The sequence below is a fragment of the Bordetella muralis genome (genome assembly GCF_054781015.1).
In genome coordinates, this window is record NZ_BAAGVF010000009.1 from 136756 (window position 1) to 155646 (window position 18891).

Annotated in this window: 15 protein-coding genes; 9 read left to right on the forward strand and 6 right to left on the reverse strand. The window is 58.4% G+C overall.

Annotated features, from left to right (window positions below):
* Nucleotides 1-52: 52 nt before the first annotated feature.
* The 4 genes from ACYVIT_RS24115 to ACYVIT_RS24130 all read right to left on the reverse strand — a co-directional run bounded on the left by ACYVIT_RS24115 (nucleotide 53) and on the right by ACYVIT_RS24130 (nucleotide 5857).
* A complete protein-coding gene (locus ACYVIT_RS24115) occupies nucleotides 53-1324 on the reverse strand; it encodes a putative Na+/H+ antiporter (protein ID WP_415807408.1) in 1272 nt (423 codons plus the stop codon).
* Between the two features lie 180 nt (nucleotides 1325-1504).
* The gene (locus tag ACYVIT_RS24120) at nucleotides 1505-2254 is read right to left on the reverse strand and encodes a 3'-5' exonuclease (RefSeq protein WP_415807407.1); all 750 of its coding nucleotides are present in this window, start codon (nucleotides 2252-2254) and stop codon (nucleotides 1505-1507) included.
* Between the two features lie 2 nt (nucleotides 2255-2256).
* A complete protein-coding gene (locus ACYVIT_RS24125) occupies nucleotides 2257-4134 on the reverse strand; it encodes a DUF294 nucleotidyltransferase-like domain-containing protein (protein ID WP_415807406.1) in 1878 nt (625 codons plus the stop codon).
* An 82-nt stretch (nucleotides 4135-4216) separates the two neighbouring features.
* Nucleotides 4217-5857, reverse strand: coding sequence for a BCCT family transporter (locus ACYVIT_RS24130; RefSeq protein WP_415807405.1), 1641 nt, complete (start codon nucleotides 5855-5857; stop codon nucleotides 4217-4219).
* A gap of 216 nt (nucleotides 5858-6073) precedes the next feature.
* Between ACYVIT_RS24130 and ACYVIT_RS24135 the strand changes: the two genes are divergently transcribed.
* From ACYVIT_RS24135 to ACYVIT_RS24160, 6 genes are all read left to right on the forward strand, one after another.
* Nucleotides 6074-7021: a LysR family transcriptional regulator gene (locus ACYVIT_RS24135; RefSeq protein ID WP_415807404.1), complete on the forward strand. Its 948-nt coding sequence runs from the start codon at nucleotides 6074-6076 to the stop codon at nucleotides 7019-7021.
* Between the two features lie 179 nt (nucleotides 7022-7200).
* Nucleotides 7201-8172 carry a tripartite tricarboxylate transporter substrate-binding protein gene (locus ACYVIT_RS24140; RefSeq protein WP_415807403.1) on the forward strand — a complete coding sequence of 324 codons (972 nt, stop codon included), beginning with the start codon at nucleotides 7201-7203 and terminating at the stop codon, nucleotides 8170-8172.
* 33 nt (nucleotides 8173-8205) lie between these two features.
* A complete protein-coding gene (locus ACYVIT_RS24145; protein WP_415807402.1) occupies nucleotides 8206-9642 on the forward strand; it encodes a sulfatase-like hydrolase/transferase in 1437 nt (478 codons plus the stop codon).
* Nucleotides 9643-9753: 111 nt separating this feature from the next.
* Nucleotides 9754-9924 carry a hypothetical protein gene (locus tag ACYVIT_RS24150; protein WP_415807401.1) on the forward strand — a complete coding sequence of 57 codons (171 nt, stop codon included), beginning with the start codon at nucleotides 9754-9756 and terminating at the stop codon, nucleotides 9922-9924.
* A gap of 80 nt (nucleotides 9925-10004) precedes the next feature.
* Nucleotides 10005-10247: a hypothetical protein gene (locus tag ACYVIT_RS24155; RefSeq protein ID WP_415807400.1), complete on the forward strand. Its 243-nt coding sequence runs from the start codon at nucleotides 10005-10007 to the stop codon at nucleotides 10245-10247.
* A gap of 17 nt (nucleotides 10248-10264) precedes the next feature.
* A complete protein-coding gene (locus ACYVIT_RS24160; RefSeq protein ID WP_415807399.1) occupies nucleotides 10265-10915 on the forward strand; it encodes a hypothetical protein in 651 nt (216 codons plus the stop codon).
* A 7-nt stretch (nucleotides 10916-10922) separates the two neighbouring features.
* Here the strand turns inward: ACYVIT_RS24160 and ACYVIT_RS24165 are convergent, their stop codons facing one another.
* The gene (locus ACYVIT_RS24165) at nucleotides 10923-11867 is read right to left on the reverse strand and encodes a response regulator (protein WP_415807398.1); all 945 of its coding nucleotides are present in this window, start codon (nucleotides 11865-11867) and stop codon (nucleotides 10923-10925) included.
* Nucleotides 11861-15259, reverse strand: a complete 3399-nt coding sequence (locus ACYVIT_RS24170) for an ATP-binding protein (RefSeq protein WP_415807397.1) — start codon at nucleotides 15257-15259, stop codon at nucleotides 11861-11863. The genes ACYVIT_RS24165 and ACYVIT_RS24170 overlap by 7 nt, the downstream gene beginning before the upstream one ends.
* Before the next feature lie 315 nt (nucleotides 15260-15574).
* On the opposite strand from ACYVIT_RS24170, the gene urtA reads away from it, so the two are divergent.
* From urtA to urtC, 3 genes are all read left to right on the forward strand, one after another.
* Nucleotides 15575-16771, forward strand: coding sequence for an urea ABC transporter substrate-binding protein (gene urtA, locus ACYVIT_RS24175; RefSeq protein WP_415807474.1), 1197 nt, complete (start codon nucleotides 15575-15577; stop codon nucleotides 16769-16771).
* An 81-nt stretch (nucleotides 16772-16852) separates the two neighbouring features.
* The gene (urtB, locus tag ACYVIT_RS24180; protein ID WP_415807396.1) at nucleotides 16853-17770 is read left to right on the forward strand and encodes an urea ABC transporter permease subunit UrtB; all 918 of its coding nucleotides are present in this window, start codon (nucleotides 16853-16855) and stop codon (nucleotides 17768-17770) included.
* 11 nt (nucleotides 17771-17781) lie between these two features.
* Nucleotides 17782-18891 (forward strand): urea ABC transporter permease subunit UrtC, encoded by a 1110-nt coding sequence (gene urtC, locus ACYVIT_RS24185; RefSeq protein WP_415807394.1) that lies wholly within the window; start codon nucleotides 17782-17784, stop codon nucleotides 18889-18891.

Consider the following 18891-nt stretch of genomic DNA (forward strand, 5'->3'; position numbering starts at 1 on the left):
AAATACAAAAGCCCTTGAGCATCTCAAGGGCTTTTTTCACATCACTCCAAATTCACAACAGCAGCAAGGCCGCCGCCGCTACCGCTGTCGGTACCAGTGCCCCCAACAGCAAGCCGCCTGCACTGACGGTTTCGTCAGAAAAACCGCGCTTGAGCAGCGCGACGCCGGCGGGGTTCGGTGCGTTCGCAATAACGGTCAGCCCACCGCCCGCAACAGCCCCTGCCATGAGCATGTATTTCGCGTCGTCGGACATTCCCTCAATCAATGATCCGAGGTAAGTCAGCGCGGCGTTGTCCGTAATAGCCGTCAAGCCTAGTGAGCCGAAGAACAGAGCAATGGGTTCGAGGCTCGATACGATGGGTTGCAGCCACCATTGCTGCATCCCCCCGAGCACCACCAGACCGGCGAGGAAAAAGCCGACCAATAAGGCTTCTTTGATGATGAGGGCGCTCTGATGGCGCTCATAGGCGTGAGTAAACCCAAGGAAAAGGAGAAAAATCCCCAGGAAGGCCACCGGGTGATGAGCAAGCAAGACAACAGCCGCCAACGTGGCGAGGTGTACCGCGACCACAGACACCGGCACGGGCTTGGCATTCGACGTGGTGCCGGAGCTCAAGGCTACGTTGTCGATGTGCGTACGGACAGCGAGCGTCGCGATGGTCGCATTCACAATAACGGCCAATGCCGACTTCCATCCGAAGTTGGCGAGCATGAAGGCAGAGTCCCATTGCCACGTGCTGGCCACCATGAGGACAGGCGGCGCGGCATATGACGTCAGCGTTCCACCGATCGACACGTTGACAAAGAGAACGCCAAGCGCGAGGTACTTGGCCCCATTGGGCATTGCTGGCCTGAAAATCTGCGGTGCGAGCAGCAGCGCTGCAATCGTCATCGCTGCAGGTTCGGTAATGAGCGAGCCCATTAGCGGCACGACGGCCAGTCCCAACCACGCTGTCGCCACAGAGGTACGGATAGGCAACATTCGCGCGATGGCATCGATCATGGCTATAACGGTTTGCAGTATGGGCCGTGAGGCCGCTACCACCATGACGACGAATACAAATAACGGTTCGGTGTAGTTACGCGATTCGGCGTACGCTAATGCTTCGCTGCCTCCCACTGTCAACGCCATAAATGCGATGAGAATGGCAGCCCAGAATCCAAAGACGATTTCTACTTCGCCTAGCAGATGAAATAAGCCGGCGTGGCGCGGGAAACGATGAGAGAGCCGTTCAAATTGCTTGGCAGCGAACGTATGGAGCAGCGCCAGCGCAAAAATGATCGCGGTTGCGACTTCAAAAAAAGAGGAAGTGGTGTCGTGCATAGTCGAAGTTACTCCGCGCGGCGGCCCGACCTGCGCGTTAACCTGCCCAGCAATGGAAGTTTGCCTGACACCCAACAAGGGAGTGTATCAAAGTGACGGCGTTTTACCAAAGCCAGGGCACGCCGTTCACATCGGACCGCGGTGAGCGAGCGAGCTTATGCATCGGAGCAATGAATGCTCTCACCGCCACAGTTCACGCAGCGGGGTTTGTGGTGAAAATCTGTGCGCCACTTGTGCCTGCAACAGTTCGGCGCTGGCCAATGCGTCAGTCAACGCATGGTGGGCGCGGTATCGCGGCAGCCGGTAGCGTGCGCGGCTGGGCGCAAGCCGGATCGAGACAGGTCGTGCTCGCCGGCCTAGCAACCTGGCAAACAGGGTGGGCGGTTTGCGGTGTAGTCTCGCTTCGAGCTCCATGGTGTCGATGACTGGAAATTCGATGCCCTCGCCGATACGAGACATGAGCGCGGTATTCAGAAAACTGCGCTCGATGTCGCGGCAATGGACGACAATGATGCGGCCCGCCAGCATTTGCAACAACTCATCGAGAATTACCTCCAAATCGGGCGCCTCTTCGATCTGCGAGTGAGTGATGGCGTGGATGGTTATCGATTCTGGCGTCAATTCTGCCTTGGGGCGCACCACCCAGTACCGGGAGGCGCTTGCCTGAATGCGCGCCAATGTCATGGGGACGACGCCGATGCTGACGATCTCGTCCTGCGATGTGTCGAGACCGGTGGTCTCCACGTCGAGAGCAACAAGCGGGGTGCCATCCAAGGGGCTGTCGCCGGATGGCGTGCCCTGCGCGTAAAAGGCTTTGAGCCGTGGGTCGTTTGCCGCCTCGGCCAGCATCGAAAAGCGCGTCGGCCAGTCGTGTGCAGGCGCGGTGCGACTGGCATCTTGCTCTGTTCGCAGGTTTCCGAGGTGCAGCATTTTTAATTGGACCGTCCCGGCTGATAACGGTACTTAAGGTACTTCTGCGCGTTGCTCAGTATCAGGAACGCATCGCGTAGACTCTTGCGTTCGAAGTCCGAAAGTTTTTCGGGCTCTACGCTGTTATCGGGATCGTTGCCTGCAGTCAGTTCATCAGCCTGGACTCGCGCCCTCACCATGGTGATGAACTCCAGGGCGTCGTACATATCTTGTCCTCGCCCTAGCGGCAAGATGGCGGCGTCGATGATTTCGCGCAGGCGATCAAACGAGTTGAGTGCCGGTGAGCCGATTGCCAATGCATGCACGCGGATCAGGTCCGTCAAAGGGCCGGTGCCGCGGCGCTTGATGTTGATGGCGTGCGTGTGCCGGCCATCGGATTCGACGACGAAGTCTTTGAAGAAACCCAATGGCGGTGTTCGCAGCAACGCATTGCGTGCCATACACGCGAGGAATCGAGAGTTCCCCTGGGCCTTGCGCGCAATCATCTTGCGCAGATGCGCTGCCCATTCCGTGCGGCCCCATACGCCATCGAGGTCAAAAAATATGCCGGCATGAAGCAGTGACTCGGGAGTTGGGCGCTCGATCCAATCGGTAAAGAGGCGTTCCCATGTTTTCAACGGCTGACGCCATTTTTCGTTGGTCGCCATGACGCCGCCTGTGCAGTACGAATAGCCGCAGCGTGCCAACCCATCGCTGACGAAGGTGGCGAGCGCCTTGAACCAGGCGTCATGCTGAGCGGGATCAAAGCGGTCGTCCACGATGAGGGCGTTGTCCTGATCGGTGACAATGAGCTGTTCCTGGCGAGCCATTGAACCCAGCGCGAGAAAGCAATAGGGCACAGGGGGCGGGCCAAGCTCGGCTTCTGCGAGTTCCAGCAGGCGTTGCTTCACGGCGCGTCCAATCGCAGTCATCGCGCTGCCTACCATGTGCGCGCAGGCTTCTTCAGCAACCATGCGGGTGAAACAGGCCTGCATGTCGGGCACCAGGGCCGCCAGTTCATCTGTATTCTGTGCGCGGAAGATGCTTCCGACTACGAAAAGACTGTTGCGTGATTCATAACGGATGATGTCTGACAGTGCGATGATACCGAGCGGGCGCTGGTCCTTCATCACGGGCAGGTGATGCACGTTATGACGCAGCATCGCCAGCATCGCTTCGAATATGACTTGATTGTGTGACACTGTTACTACATCGGGTGTCATGATGTCGGCCACTGGCGTGTCGTGAACCAAGCCTGGCGCAAGCAGCCGCGTACGCAGGTCGCGGTCGGTAAGTATCCCGGACAGCAACGGCAGACCAGGAATGTCGGGATTGTCATCCACGATCAATAGCGAGGACACGCCTTCTTGTGTCATGCGTTCCGCCGCTTCGCGCGCGCTCGCCTGGCGGCTCAGGGTCACTGCCTCGCGCGTGACGAGGGTGTCGATGGTCGCTGACAACAGATCATTGGCATCCTCGCGGCGCGACATGACTTGCCGTAACCGGGTGCGGTCTTCGATCTCGACGTAATCCGCGAACGCCTCATAGTTATCGAACAAATCGAGAAATATTGACTGCGGAATCAGGTAGATCAGCGAGTCTTCCAGCGCACGCGCAGGAAAACGAACCCGGCCGTGACGCAGCAAGCCGAATTCTCCGAAGTGTCCGCCGGACGTCAGGCGGTTATACAAAGTTCCGGTGCGTCGAAAGACTTCCACTGCACCGCTGCGTACCACGTACCAGTACTCGGAGGCCTGGCCGAACTCTACGATCTGTTCGCCCGCCTTGTAGTAACGCACGTCGACGGCCGCCGTGGCATGTTCCAGCGCCTCGCGAGGCAAGGCATCGAAAGGCGGATGGGAATGGAGAAAATCGAAGATTTCAAGCTGCTCGATCTGCATGTTTTCAGTGCGGGAGTGATGCGTAACAGTGCCGGTAGCTTGAGGGCAAGGGCGCCTTCGCGACCCGAGCCCTTGGGTTTTCTTAGCGCCGTGGTTCCGACATGAGCCCCTTGATGATCGCCAGCGTGGCTGCCAGCAACACGATGGCAAATGGCAGGCCAGTCGATACGGCCATGGCCTGCAGGGCCACCAGTCCGCCGCTGAGAATCAGCGCGATAGCTACGAGCCCTTCAAACACAGCCCAGAACACGCGCTGTGGAACCGGGGCATCGACCTTGCCGCCAGCCGAGATGACATCGATGACGAGAGAGCCGGAGTCAGAGGACGTAACAAAGAACACTACCACCAGTACGATGGCGATGAAGGAGGTGATTTCCTTCAATGGCAGTGCATCGAGCATCATGAACAGCTGCAGCGGCAATTCCGCATCGCGAGCCGCTTCGTAGCCGCTGCGCACGACTTGTGAGATCGCGGTTTCGCCGAACACAGTCATCCACAGGGTGCACGCCAGCGAAGGCACAATCAGCACTGAGATGATGAACTCACGAACCGTGCGGCCGCGCGATACACGTGCGATGAACATACCGACAAAGGGTGACCAAGAGATCCACCATGCCCAGTAAAAGGCGGTCCAGCCTTGCAGGAAATTAGTGTCCTCTCGCCCTACCGGGTTGGACAGCGCCGGCAGATACTGAAGATAGGCGCCGAGGTTCGAGAAAAATCCGCTGAGGATGTCCAGCGTTGGCCCCACGGCGATGACAAACAGCAACAGCAGTAATGCCAGCGCCATATTGATCTCGGACAGGCGCTTGACCCCCGCATCCAAGCCTGCGACGACCGAGAACAGCGCGATGGCTGTGATGACGATGACCAGTATGATCTGGACGCTGATGCCCTGGGGAGTACCAAACAGGAAGTGCAGGCCCGAACTGGCCTGCGACGCCCCAAAGCCCAGCGAGGTGGCCAAGCCGAACAGTGTGGCCAGCACGGCGAGGATGTCGATAACATGTCCCGGCCAGCCCCACACGCGCTCGCCCAGCAGCGGGTAGAACACAGACCGGATTGTCAGCGGCAGTCCTTTGTTGAACGAGAACAGTGCCAGCCCGAGCGCCAGTACGGCGTAGATGGCCCAGGGGTGTAGCGCCCAATGGTAGATCGTGGCCGCCATGCCCAGGCGGGTGGCGGCTTGCGCGTCGCCGGCTGCGGCGCCCAGAGGGGCCCAGTCGGTCCGTATGCCGTCGGTCATCTCTATGCCGCCGAACGCAGTGCCGAAATGGGTCAAGGGCTCTGAGACGCCGAAGAACATCAGCCCGATGCCCATGCCGGCGGCAAACAGCATCGAAAACCAGCCTAGATAGGTATAGTCGGGCTTTGCTTCCGTCCCGCCCAGCCGCACCCGGCCTAACGGAGAGAAGGCGACAATCAGGCACACCAGCACAAAAAAGTTGCCCGCAACAAGGAAGAATCCGTCGAGGTTGGATGTCAGCCAGTCCTTCATGCCGCTGAATATCGACTCGACTTGATCGTGAAAACCCAATGTCAACGCAACGAACAAAATCACCAGCCCGCCCGCAACGCCGAATACCGGGTTGTGGATGTCGAGGCCGAATGGCCCGACGTTAACGATGATGTTGTCCTGGCCGACCTGATAATCGGTGTCGATGGGGTTGACTTCTCCATCGGGGATCATGGGATCTTTCTTTTCTGGGCGTTCTTCCGTCATCCACATTTCCTTTAAATTACCTGGAATAGGGCGGACTCATTCCGCGAGGCATGTAACGCGCACAATAAAGGACTTGTTGCTTGACGGCAACCTGCGGGCCATTCTGGCTCAAGATAAGCTGCTACATTTATCGCCTTGCTGACCGAGCATTACGCGAATGCGTTCCATGATACTGGCCTGCTGCAAGATCAGGACAAAGGTTTCCGGTAGATTGCGATGACCCCACGCCAATTACGCTATTTCCTGGAAATCGCCCATAGCGGCAGCCTGTCGCTGGCGTCTGCGGCGTTGCGTATTGCGCAGCCCGCCTTGAGTCAGCATGTGGCGGCGCTCGAATCGGAGTTGGGTGTTGCTTTATTCGAGCGTCATGCCAAAGGCGTCGCCTTGACGTCTGAGGGCAAGCGGCTGCAATCACGCGCAGCGTCGATTCTCGATCAATTGGAGTCGCTAAAAGAAGACGTGCTCGGGCTGACCGGGACGCCCAGAGGCCCTGTGCGTATATGTATGGCGAGATCGCTGGCGCAGGTGCTTGCGGCACCGCTCGTGCGATATGTGGAGCAGACCTATCCCGAGATTCGCCTGGTGATGTCGTCGGCGTTGTCTAGCGAGATGCGGTCCGCCGTGGAGTCGCGGCAGTTGGATGTGGCGCTGATGCCTAACGCGTTCGAATTGCCGGGCTTGTACTGTAAACCGGTGTATGAAGAGGGCTTTTCGCTATTCGGTGTCGAGAAAATGTTCGATCGTCCGGCTAAGACAATCTCATTTTCTGCCGTCGGGCAGCGTCCGCTGGTGGCGCCCGATCGGGATCATGATTTGCGCAGATTGATCGAACGCACAGCATTGGATCTGGGCTGCACGCTGAATGTGAAGTACGAGATCAACGATCCTGTATTGAGCTTTGCGCTGGTGAGGGACGGCATGGCGTTCGCCATTTTGCCGGACAGTGCAGGATGGGAGTTGATGCGTGGCAATCCGGCTATGGGGGTGAGGCGTATCGTGCGCCCGGTGTTGTCCCGCACCCAGTCCATTGTCCGTATGGCGCAGGCTGAGCCCGGCCGCGCGGTGCTGGCGGTTGAAGAGAGCATAGGTATCGTGCTGCGCCGCCTGATCAAAGAAAAAACCTTGCGTGGCAGACTGGCGCAGGTATTGAGCGCTGCTGCTTGAATCGCGTTGTGCGGTTGGTCCGGTAACCGAAGCGCCTGTGATGAGCTCCAGCCATAACAAGCGAAATGCTATACAGAAAATCTTATATTGCATGAAGATAAATAATATTTGTCTTTTATGTCCGCGTCGCCTTACGCTTGCCTAAAGAAATAGACAGTACGTGAGTCACGGAGACAAGTATGCAAGGACGACGCAGGCGGTTCCTGGGCGCGTTGGGCGCTGCCCTGGGCTGTAGCATGCTGCCAATACGGCAGCTTTACGCGCGTGCTCCGTTGCGTATGTTGGTGGGATTCGCTCCCGGGGGAGCCGTGGATCTCGTGGCGCGTGGACTGGCCGAAGGGATGCGCACACAGGGTTACACCACCATCGTCGAAAACAAATCGGGGGCTGGTGGCCGGATCGCGGTGGACGCCTTGTTGGCGGCGGGTGGCGAAGGAAATTCGGTGCTGTTGACGCCCTCGACGAATCTGACGCTGTATCCGCATCTCTATAAGAACCTCGGCTATACGCCTCATGATTTCACGCCGTTAGGCACTGCCAGCGAATTTGTTTTTGGTTTTGCGGTGGGTGCGGATAGCCCTGCCCAGACACTGCAGGATTTTCTGGCGTTGGCACAACGGGATGCTCGCGTGGCGGTGTATGGCACGCCAGGGGCGGGCACGGTCATGAGTTTCCTTGGGGCGATGCTGGCCAAGGCATCGCATGTGCCGCTGACGGCCGTTCCCTATAAAGGGGGATCGTTGGCGCTGAGTGATACCGTCGGTGGAACGTTGCCGTCTTTGATCACGACGCTGCCCAACCTGATTCCTATGCACAAGGCAGGCAAGATTCGCATTCTGGCGACGACGGGCAGGGCCTCGTCTCCGAGCGTGCCCGATGTGCCGACATTTGCGGCTGCTGGATATCCGGATCTGACCATGACCGAGTACTTCGCCCTGCTTGGACATAAGCACATGTCCAGAGAAGCCGCACAGGCGTTGAGCCAAACGGTGATTGACGCAGTGGGTTCGCCGGTTTTCGAACAAGCGATGCGGCAACTGTATTTCCTGCCCAAGGCCACGACGTCCGAAGCCCTGAAACAGCAGCTCGACAAGGGCTACACGTTCTGGCGCCAGATCGTTCAGGACAGCGGCTATACCCCCGAGATTTGACGGGCCGAGTGGCCCGAGACTTCAGGATGCACCATGGAAGGTAAGAACCTCATTGTCATCATGTCTGATGAGCATAACCCCGCATTCATGGGTTGCTCCGGACATCCCTTTATCCAGACGCCTCATTTGGACGCGTTGGCGGCGCGAGGCGTGCGTTTTGCAAATGCCTATACGCCGAGTCCCATTTGTGTCCCGGCACGGGCGGCGTTCGCGACTGGACATCGGGTCCATCAAACCCGCCACTGGGATAACGCGATGCCCTACGTCGGTGACCCCAGCGGTTGGGGGCATGTCCTGCAACAGCAGGGCATTCGTGTCGAAAGTATAGGCAAGCTGCATTATCGTAATGAGAAGGACCCAGTCGGATTCGACGCCGAGCATATTCCGATGCACGTCGTGGGTGGACACGGCATGGTGTGGGCCTCTATTCGCGATCCTTATCTGCCGGTCGAGGGGCGCAAACGTATGCTGGGCGATCGCATCGGCAGTGGCGAGTCTACGTACACGTCTTACGATCGATCGGTGACCGGCCGCGCCTTGGATTGGTTGAGTGATGCCGCAGGCCGCCGAGAGCCTTTTGTCTTGTACGTAGGCTTGGTTGCGCCGCATTTCCCGTTGATTGCGCCGCAAGCGTTTTTTGGTCTGTACGAGGCGCGTCAGATTCCCGAGGCGAAGCTCCATCCCAAGGACGGCTATACGCGTCATCCATGGGTGCAGGCCTATGCCGATTTCGAGCGCAGCGAAGAGACGTTTCAGAGCGAAGACGAACGTGTGCGGGCGTTCTTGGCGTACTACGGCTTGTGTAGTTTTCTGGACAGCAATGTGGGGCAGATCGTGGACGGCCTGGATGCGTTGGGCCTGGCCGATTCGACGCATGTGGTTTACACCTCGGACCATGGTGATAACGTGGGCGCCCGTGGATTGTGGGGGAAATCTACGCTTTATCAGGAAAGTGTGGGGATCCCGATGATCCTGGCCGGACCGGACGTGGAGCCCTCGGTGTGCAACACACCGGTGGACCTGCTGGATTTATACCCAACGATATTGCAGGCAGTGGGCGTTGATCCGGGCCCGCAGATGGAATCACGTCCAGGACGCTCGCTATTTGAAGTGTCCAGAGCGCCCTATGACGCCACTCGCGCTGTGTTGAGTGAGTATCACGCCGCCGGCAGCAATACCGCGGGATTCATGCTGCGCAGAGGGCCATGGAAATATCATCACTATGTTCGTTTTGAACCAGAGCTATTCAATCTGGATACGGACCCGGAGGAGTTGCACGATCTGTGCGCGGATCCGGAGTACGCGGCGGTGTTGGCGGAGATGAGGGCTGCACTCTATGCGATATGCGATCCCGAGCAAGTCGATCGGCAGGCCAAAGCCGACCAAGCCGCGATGATCGAACGGTTAGGTGGGCTCGAGGTGGCGGGGGCAATGGGCCTGAGCGGAGCGACGCCTGCTCCCCAGGTCTGAGGCGGCATATGCTTGCGCCAGTTGGGTAACAGCATTCGTTGCATGAGGCGTAGACGGGTCCTCTTACGCAGAATACGGCTCGAATCCGTTGGCGCAGTGGTGCGCGACAGCATGAGCGTCGACGCCGCGATGGCTTCGCTCGGTTTGCCTGCGCCAGACATGCTGTTGTTTCGACCCATACTGTTGCGGGAATTACAGGCATTGGACCTCTATAACTGCGCGCGCTATCGATTGACGATGACGCAGACGCGGCAATGGATCGAGGCTGGCCGTCCGCAGTAATTAATGGGCAATCTCTATCATTATTCCAATTTTGTCGGCTATCCTTGGCGGATTCATTACCCGCCTAAGATTGTTGATTAATGACCTCTATCCGTACCCTGACGGTGAACCTGGCCTGTTTGGCCATGTTGGACCCGTTTGCGACTGACGCTTATCTGCCGCCGTTTTTAAACATAGGCAATGAGTCCGGCGCCAGCCAGTCCATGGTGCAGCAGACCTTGAGTCTGTACCTCGCCGGCTTTGCGGTCATGAGTCTGTTCTGGGGCACACTGTCCAAAAGAAATCGGCTCGGGCTTGATGCGCGGCTGAAGGTGTTTGATTAAATTTTTTAGTATCGATCATGAGTATTGCTTCGTTTGTGCGGCTATCAGGATGCCTGGCCGCGAGTGGTTTGATCATGTCTGCGGCGCTCGCAGCGACGTCTGCCGAGGACGCCGTGCGGCAGGACATCGCTGCGATGATGACGGGCCAGAAAAATCAGACCTCCATTGACCGTACGGACCGGGGCGTGTTTCTGGAAGCGCGCCACTGCCTCGATGGCAAACAGTCTTTGGTGGAGACGATGCGCGGGCAACTGCGGGTGGACCAAGAGGAGGCATTGCTTGCGCTGTTTCAGCGAGTGCTGTGCGCGCGTTCTGACGACGGGATGGGCAAATTGGCCGTGTCGCGGTTTGGCGACGATGTTGCCGATCCATTCCAGACGGGGCTGGCGATGTATTCCGGGATGCTGGAGCTCGGTGAATGGCCCATCGACTGGTCGGATAGCGGCATCGGAAAAAGCCCACGTAGCGAGGCCTCTGTCTCCATGCTGGGCTTGTCGACAAACGGTCCGTTGTCTGCCGTATCGCGTTGGGAAGTGCTATCGCCCAACCATGTGCGCGTATGGTTCGGTCAGTTCAGACAAGCCCCTTCGGATGCGATGACCTACGATTTCGAGTTGCGCGGCAAACGCTGGGTGTGGACCTCGGCAGTGGCGTCCACGCGGCTCTGAATCAGCACTACGTGTGATGCACGTGCTTCAGCGTCAATGCCGTGGCTGCCGCACGCGTTTCGACGCCGAGTTTCACGAAGATGTGTTCCAGGTGTTTGTTTACCGTGCGCGGCGCCATGCCGAGTATTTCTCCGATGTCCCGATTGGTCTTGCCTTTGGCCAGCCACAGCAGGACATCGGTTTCGCGCGCCGTCAGGCGATACTGTTCGGCGAGACGATGGCGTGGGTCGATAGGCAGCGGTTGTTCTTCGATCAGCAGGGTGAGCTCACCCTGCGTACCTTGTGGGCGTCTGGCCAGATGCATGACCAACTGACGATCGCCCCCGGGCTGGGTATAAGGGGCGATCCGATCGATCTCGGTGTGCCTCAAGGCTTCGCTGATCCAATGTTGCAGAGCTTGCGGCAGACCTGCTGCCTGGGTATCCAAGCCAAAATAAGTATGTAGCCATTGGCGTGCGCGCGCCGTTTTCCAGATCGGGTGACCGGCTTCGTCCAGTGCGATCACCGCGGTGTGGACGGCGTCGATGGCGTCGAGCGCGACGCTCATCAGCCGATGACTGCGCAAGTGAGCATTCAGGCGAGCCAACACCACATCGGTGTCCAGCGGTTTGGTGACATAGTCGATGCCGCCCGCTTGAAAACCGTGCACCACATGGTGGGTTTCCGTCAGCCCTGTCATGAAGACAATGGGTATGTGTGCGGCGCGATGATCGGCTTTCATTCGGCGGCAGGTTTCGAAGCCATCAATGCCAGGCATCATGGCGTCAAGCAGCACAATGTCCGGCGTGACGTAATCGAGGCGCTCCAGTGCCGCATGGCCATCGGTGGCGATCAGCACATCATAGCCAGCGTCGTCGAGCGCATTCGACAGCATTTTCAGGTTATCCGGGGCGTCATCTACCAGTAGCACCAGATGTTTGTCTTTGAGTTCGGCGGACATGATATTCAGCATGGTTTCTGCGTGAGCGTGGCGTGATGCTGCACATGATGCTTGAGCGTGCTTTGGTATTCGCCGAGTTGGAAGTTGCGTGCGAGGTCCATCAGGTGGTCGATGAGAACGGCGGCTTCAGGTTGGGTGCTGCGTATTGCCTCCAACCGTGCGAGGATGCCTTTGACATAACCCATGGCGCCAAGCTCGAGCAGAGCGTCGGTGTGCTGGGAGTCGAGCGCGATGCGATGCAACTCATCCATGCCCGGCGTCGGCGCCGGTGAGCTTTCGAGCTCCCGCCAACACAGTCCCAGGTGCCGGCCGATCTTGTCGAGCAGTTCATCCATGATGACGGGTTTGGTCAGAAAGTCGTCGTGCGCGTCTTGCGTGTCGTGGGGGCCGGGGCGTGCGTATGCCTTGGCCGAGAGGATGATGATAGGCACATGGACGCCGCGTGCACGCAACGTACGGCAAACGTCCCAGCCTTGCATATCTGGCATCGAGATGTCCATCAATATCAGGTCGGGCGTCAGTGCTTCGACGAGTTCCAGTGCGCTGGAGCCGTTGGCGGCCTCGTGCACGATAAATCCCAGCGGTTCCAGCATTTCGCGGACGACGAGTCGCTGTGAGGCCTGGTCATCGACGGTGAGCACCCGTTTAGGCACGCCCTCGTAGCCTACGATCTGGCCCTGTGGCAGGACGCCGGTGCGCGGCGCACGCACGGCAGGAAGGAACAATTTCAGGATAAAGACACTGCCTTGCCCGAGCGTGCTCTTGACAGTCAGCTCGCCGCCCATGATGCCGGTCAGCATGCGGCAGATTGTCAGGCCCAGGCCGCTGCCAGTGTCGGCTTGCTCTTCACCTGCCCAACTGCGTTCGAATGGCAAAAAGATGCGTTCCAAGTCCGCCGCGGGAATACCCGCGCCGCTGTCTTCGATTTCGAACTGAGCGATATCCGAGACATGGCGCACGCGAAAACTGACATGTCCTTGTTGAGTGAACTTGACGGCGTTGCTCAGCAGATTGATCAGGATCTGGCGCAGCCGCTTCTCGTCGACCTGGACGATGCGCGGCAGGTTGTCCGAGGGTTCATAGGTGAATTGCAGTCCTTTGAGCGTGACCTGGGGCCGGAACATCATGACGACTTGATCCAGGAACTCAGGCAATCGGAGTTCATGGTTTTCGAGTTTGAGTTTGCCGGCTTCAATGCGCGCCACATCCAGCAGGCCGTCGATCAGCCCGATCAGATGCTTGCCGCTGCGGTGAATCACGTCGATCGCTTCACGCCTTTGTTCCGGTAAAGCGGGATCTCGCGCCATGATTTGCGCGTAACCCAGAATGCTGTTCAACGGCGCACGCAACTCATGACTCATGCCGCTCATAAAACGGCTCTTGGCCAGGTTGGCGCTTTCCGCCGCTTCTTTGGCGCGCTGCAGTTGTGCATCGGTTTGCTCATGCGCTGCGATCTCCCGCAGCAATAGATGCGTTTGCCGATCCGACTCTTCTTGGGCGACTTGGCGGCTTTCGTTGGTCAGTACCAGCCACCAGGCTGCGACCCCGCCGATCAGAATGAGGGCGGCAAAGAGCTTGATGAAAGCCGCCTTCAGCGTACTGATGTCAGCGCCATTGCGGGTATAGGTCACGGCCTCTTGAAAATACAGCAGCGCCATGATTGAGGCCAGCAGCCCCGCCATGACGCCAAGGATGATCAAGTAGTGAGTCAGGCGCGAGTGAAATAGCGGCGTCATGGGCCCGGGAAAAATGCGCCGTAGCGCAGTACCCAATTGATCTTGAGCGCGCGATTCGGATTTACAGCGATCATGGCAGCGCGCGTCCAGCGTGCAGCATAGCGAGCAGATCGCTCCGTTGTAGGCGGGGCAATGCGCCATGTCGGGTGGCTCAAAGGTATTGGCGCAGATGACGCATTTCGACTCGAGCGCGTGTGTTGCGTTGGGCTGGCGGGCCAGGTTGTAGCGTCCGCGAGTTCTCCATGCAATCAGCGGCGCCGCTACGAACGTGGTCGCCAGTGCAATGAATGGCGATAGTGCCTGAGCCATCGCACCAAAGGCCCCGCCGAAGGCCAGCAGCGATATCGTGAGCGAGATCATCATGCTGCCCACGCCGACAGGATTGATGTCATACAGGTGCGCGCGCCGGAACTCGATGCTGGCTGGGCTCAGGCCCAGGGGCTTGTTGATGACGAGATCGGCCACCAGCGATCCGATCCAGGCCAGCGCCACGTGGGCAAAGATCGCCAGCACATGTTCCAGGGCGTCGAAGACACCCAGTTCCATGAGGCCAATGGCAATCATGACATTAAAGACCAGCCAGACGACGCGGCCTGGATGACTGTGGGTAAGGCGGGCAAAGAAGTTGGACCATGCCAGCGACCCCGCATAAGCGTTGGTCACGTTGATCTTTACCTGTGAGATGACGACAAAGACCGCCATGGCGATCAACGCCAGACCCGGGGTGGAGAACACATACTGATAGGCGACCCAATACATGTGCGTGGGATCGGCGGCTTTTTCCATGCTGACGCCGTGACCCAACGCCAGATAGGCCAAAAAGGCGCCGCCCAGCATCTTGAGCGCGCCGGGAATGATCCAGCCCGGACCGGCGCAGAGCAGGGCAGTCCACCAACGCCATCGGTTCGCGGGTGTCTGCTGTGGCAGAAAGCGCAGAAAGTCGACTTGTTCGCCAATCTGCGTGACCAGCGATGCGGCAACGGCGGACCCCGCGCCAAATAGCAGGATATCGAAATGACCGTTGTCGCGGTGATGGCCTGCGAAGCTCAGCAATCCATCCAGCGCCTGGGGCTCTTTGAACAGGATAAAGGCGTAGGGGACGATCAACAGGATCAACCAGATCGGCTGTGTCCAGTTTTGCAGGCGGTTGATCAGGGTTATCCCATATGTGACCATGGGAATGATGGCCAGGGCGCACAGCAGATAACCCAGCGTCAGCGGCAGGCCTGTCGCCAACTCGATGGCCAGCGCCATGATGGCCGCCTCCAGCGCAAAGAAGATGAAGGTAAAAGACGCGTAGACCAGCGAAGTCAGGGTAGACCCCAGGTAGCCGAAGCCTGCGCCTCGTGTCAGCAGGTCCATGTCCAGACCGTGGCGCGCGGCGTAGTACGAAATCGGCAACCCTGTCAGAAATACGATGAGCGAGACGGCAACAATCGCCCAGAAGGCATTGACGAAGCCGTAGTTCAGCGCCAGCGCGCCGCCAATGGCCTCCAGCGCCAGGAAGGACGCTGCACCGCCGGCGGTGTTTGCCACCCGGAACAAGGACCACTTGCGAAACGAATGCGGTGTGAACCGCAGGGCGTAATCCTCCAGCGTTTCGTTGGCGACCCAGGTGTTGTAGTCGCGTCGAACCTTGACGATGCGTTGAGAGGCGCTGGGATCCACGGCAATTTGTTCCAGATTGGACGACCGATGTAGTGGGCGACGCAGGGATCTCGGGCGCGTGAGCCACGTGATATGCGTCGAATGACGTAGATACGGTTTTACCTGCAGGCGGTCGCATCGCCACTACGTCAATCAACGTATATTGCGCCGCAGCATTGGTGCCTAGTATTGCACCGTATCCCGGTCAAACGCCAGCATTTGCTGGGGCGTATCCGGTCAATGGTGGCATTCATCCGCTAGGAGCAATTGATGGCTCGCAAACCTGAGTTAAACGATGATCTGATCTCCCCGGCCCGCCGACGCATGGCGTTGGCGATGGCTGCCCTGCCGTTGATGGGCGTGCCGGTGCTGTCCAGGGCCGCCGGGCCGGCGACGGCCGCGGTCAACACGACGGGCCTGGCCGTGACCGACACAGAGGTCATCGTCGGGCAACTGCACTCTGCCACAGGGACGATGGCCATCAGCGAGACGGGGTCGATCCAGGCCGAGCGTCTGGCCATCGAGCAGATCAATGCAATGGGTGGCGTGCTCGGACGCACGATCAAGGTCATTCAGGAAGACGGCGCCTCCGATTGGCCGACATTCGCCGAAAAAGCACGCAAGCTGCTGGTCAGCGACAAGGTCGCCACCGTGTTTGGCTGCTGGACCTCGGCCTCGCGTAAAGCGGTGCTGCCGGTGTTCGAGAAAGAAAACGGCCTGCTCTATTACCCCACGTTCTACGAAGGGTTGGAGCAATCCAAAAACGTCTTCTACACAGGACAAGAGGCAACGCAACAGATCTTGTCGGGGCTGGATTGGATCAATCGCGAAACCAAAGCCAAGACGTTCTACCTGATCGGCTCGGACTACATCTGGCCGAGGACGTCCAACAAGATCGCGCGCAAGCACATCGAGAACGTGCTCAAGGGCGAGGTCGTAGGCGAAGACTACTATCCGTTGGGCCATACGCAGTTCGGCTCGCTGATCAACAAGATCAAGCTCAAGAAGCCGGATGTGATCTATGCCATTGTGGTCGGCGGCAGCAACGTGTCGTTCTATAAGCAACTCAAGGCGGCAGGGGTGACTGCGGCCAAGCAGACCTTGTTGACCATCTCGGTGACTGAGGACGAATTGCTGGGTATCGGTGGCGAGAATGCCGAGGGCTTTTACTCGTGCATGAAGTATTTCCAAAGCCTGGACAATCCGAACAACAAGAAATTCGTCGAAGCCTTCAAGGCCAAATACGGCGCGAATGCCGTGATCGGGGATGTGACGCAGGCGGCGTATCTCGGACCTTGGCTGTGGAAAATGGCGGTCGAGAAAGCTGGCAGTTTCGATGTGGACAAGGTCGTGGCTGCCTCGCCTGACCTGGAATACAAAGAAGCGCCGGAAGGCTACGTCAAGATCGATCCGAACCACCACCTGTGGAGCAAGACCCGTGTGGGCAAGATCAGGCGCGATGGGCAGTTCGACGTGGTCTATGAAACCCCCGAGTTGATCAAGCCCGATCCCTTTCCCAAGGGTTATCAATAAGCAGTTGCCTGACACGTTGTCACGCCGAGTGCCCCGGGCCAGCCCCCGGGGTTTGCCCCAAATCGCTTTGAAGGCTGCGGTATGGAATCCTTATCCGAGTTTGGCGCCATCCTGTTGATGCAGGGATTCAATGGCCTGTCTGTATTCAGCGTGTTGTTGCTGATGGCGTTGGGACTGGCCCTGATTTTCGGGCAAATGGGCGTGATCAATATGGCCCACGGCGAATTCCTCGCCGTGGGGGCGTACACCACCTATTTGTCGGCCACGCTGGTGCAGACCTATGCGCCCGCCTTCACGCCCTATTATTTTCTGTTCGCGGTGGTGGCGGCTTTTGTGGTGGCGTTTGCATTGGGGTGGCTGGTCGAATGGGCCATGATTCGCCACTTGTATCGACGGCCGTTGGATACGTTGCTGGCGACCTGGGGGCTGTCCTTGATCATGCAGCAGTCGCTGCGCTCGATTTTCGGACCGCGCGAGGTCAGCCCGGAGATGCCGGAATGGCTGATGGGTTCTTGGCAGCCCATGGAGGGAGTGGACATCCCCATCAACGGACTGTTTGTCATGGTGCTGACGTTCCTGATGACGGCCAGTCTGATTTTGGCCTTGTTTCGTTCCACGTGGGGACTGCACGTGCGCGCCACCGTGCAGAATCGCGCGATGAGCGGGGCGGTGGGCATAGACACTCGCCGTGTCGATCGCGTGACTTTTGCATTGGGATGCGGGATTGCCGGAGTCGCGGGCGCTGCGTTTACCACCATCGGCGCGACGGGCCCTACGAGCGGATCGCTGTACATCGTCGATACGTTTTTGACTGTGGTCTTTGGTGGCGCAGCCAGTTTGCTGGGAACGGTCGCTTCGGCGTTTCTGATTGCTCAGACGCAGTCGGTGTCAGAGTTCTTTATGACGGGCTCCATGGCCAAGGTTCTGACCCTCACGGGCATTGTCATCATCCTGATGCTGCGTCCACAAGGGCTGTTCTCCATCAAAACGCGTAAATAAGGAGCCTGGCGATGTCGAGTTTCTACAAGAATGTGCTGGGCGCGCGCGAAGGCATGATCGGCTTGGGGATACTGGCCGCTCTTGTCTTTGTCGTGTTTCCGTTGGCGCTGGATGTCTTTCGCTTGAATCTGGTGGGCAAGTATCTGTCTTATGCCTTTGTGGCCATCGGCCTGGTCATGTGCTGGGGATATGGCGGCATTCTTAGCCTCGGGCAGGGCGTGTTCTTTGGGCTCGGGGGCTATTGCATGGCCATGTTCCTGAAGCTGGAGGCGTCTACGCCACAGGCTACGGCGATCCAGTCTACGCCCGGAATTCCGGATTTCATGGATTGGAACCAGTTGACGGCCTTGCCGCTGTTCTGGGAACCATTCAAAAGCTTTACCTTTACCTTGGTGGCAATTCCATTGATTCCGGCTTTGCTGGCCCTGGTTCTGGGCGCGGCGATGTTCAAGCGTCGTGTGGGAGAGGTGTACTTTGCCATTGTGACGCAAGCAGTGGCGTTGATCCTCTCAGTGCTGATCATCGGACAGCAGGGGTACACCGGCGGAGTCAATGGCATTACCGATCTCAAGACCTTGTTAGGTTGGGATATCCGTAGCGACAGTGCACGTGTGTTGCTGTACTTCATCAATGGCGCGCTGTTGTTCGGCTGCATCCTGTTCGGAAAATTCCTGCTGTCCTCCAAGCTCGGAAAATTGTTGATGGCCATGCGCGACAAGGAAGAGCGCGTACGGTTTTCCGGCTATGACGTGGCGAATTTCAAAGTGTTCATCTTTGTCGTGGCGGCGATTTTCTCGGCAATTGGCGGGGCCATGTTCACCTTGCAGGTCGGGTTCATGTCGCCGTCTTTTGTGGGTATTGTGCCTTCGATCGAGATGGTGATCTTTGCCGCGGTGGGAGGACGCCTGTCGTTGTTGGGTGCGGTGTATGGCACTTTGATCGTGAATTTTGGCAAAAGCTATTTTTCGGAAACCTTTCCCGAGGTCTGGTTGTTCTTGATGGGCGGATTGTTCATCGCGGTGGTGATGGCATTTCCGAACGGCCTGGCTGGTATTTACAAAGACTATGTACGGCCCAGGCTCGCGTTGCGTCGCGGTCGTGTTGTCCGGGAGGCGCTATGA

What these genes read in the sequence shown, in the direction of transcription:
- ACYVIT_RS24115 (WP_415807408.1), bottom strand. Translation starts at nt 1,324, where the DNA reads ATGCACGACACCACTTCCTCTTTTTTTGAAGTCGCAACCGCGATCATT.
- ACYVIT_RS24135 (WP_415807404.1), top strand. Translation starts at nt 6,074, where the DNA reads ATGACCCCACGCCAATTACGCTATTTCCTGGAAATCGCCCATAGCGGC.
- urtB (WP_415807396.1), top strand. Translation starts at nt 16,853, where the DNA reads ATGGAATCCTTATCCGAGTTTGGCGCCATCCTGTTGATGCAGGGATTC.
- ACYVIT_RS24125 (WP_415807406.1), bottom strand. Translation starts at nt 4,134, where the DNA reads ATGCAGATCGAGCAGCTTGAAATCTTCGATTTTCTCCATTCCCATCCG.
- urtC (WP_415807394.1), top strand. Translation starts at nt 17,782, where the DNA reads ATGTCGAGTTTCTACAAGAATGTGCTGGGCGCGCGCGAAGGCATGATC.
- urtA (WP_415807474.1), top strand. Translation starts at nt 15,575, where the DNA reads ATGGCTGCCCTGCCGTTGATGGGCGTGCCGGTGCTGTCCAGGGCCGCC.
- ACYVIT_RS24165 (WP_415807398.1), bottom strand. Translation starts at nt 11,867, where the DNA reads ATGCTGAATATCATGTCCGCCGAACTCAAAGACAAACATCTGGTGCTA.
- ACYVIT_RS24145 (WP_415807402.1), top strand. Translation starts at nt 8,206, where the DNA reads ATGGAAGGTAAGAACCTCATTGTCATCATGTCTGATGAGCATAACCCC.
- ACYVIT_RS24160 (WP_415807399.1), top strand. Translation starts at nt 10,265, where the DNA reads ATGAGTATTGCTTCGTTTGTGCGGCTATCAGGATGCCTGGCCGCGAGT.
- ACYVIT_RS24130 (WP_415807405.1), bottom strand. Translation starts at nt 5,857, where the DNA reads ATGACGGAAGAACGCCCAGAAAAGAAAGATCCCATGATCCCCGATGGA.
- ACYVIT_RS24120 (WP_415807407.1), bottom strand. Translation starts at nt 2,254, where the DNA reads ATGCTGCACCTCGGAAACCTGCGAACAGAGCAAGATGCCAGTCGCACC.
- ACYVIT_RS24150 (WP_415807401.1), top strand. Translation starts at nt 9,754, where the DNA reads ATGAGCGTCGACGCCGCGATGGCTTCGCTCGGTTTGCCTGCGCCAGAC.
- ACYVIT_RS24140 (WP_415807403.1), top strand. Translation starts at nt 7,201, where the DNA reads ATGCAAGGACGACGCAGGCGGTTCCTGGGCGCGTTGGGCGCTGCCCTG.
- ACYVIT_RS24155 (WP_415807400.1), top strand. Translation starts at nt 10,005, where the DNA reads ATGACCTCTATCCGTACCCTGACGGTGAACCTGGCCTGTTTGGCCATG.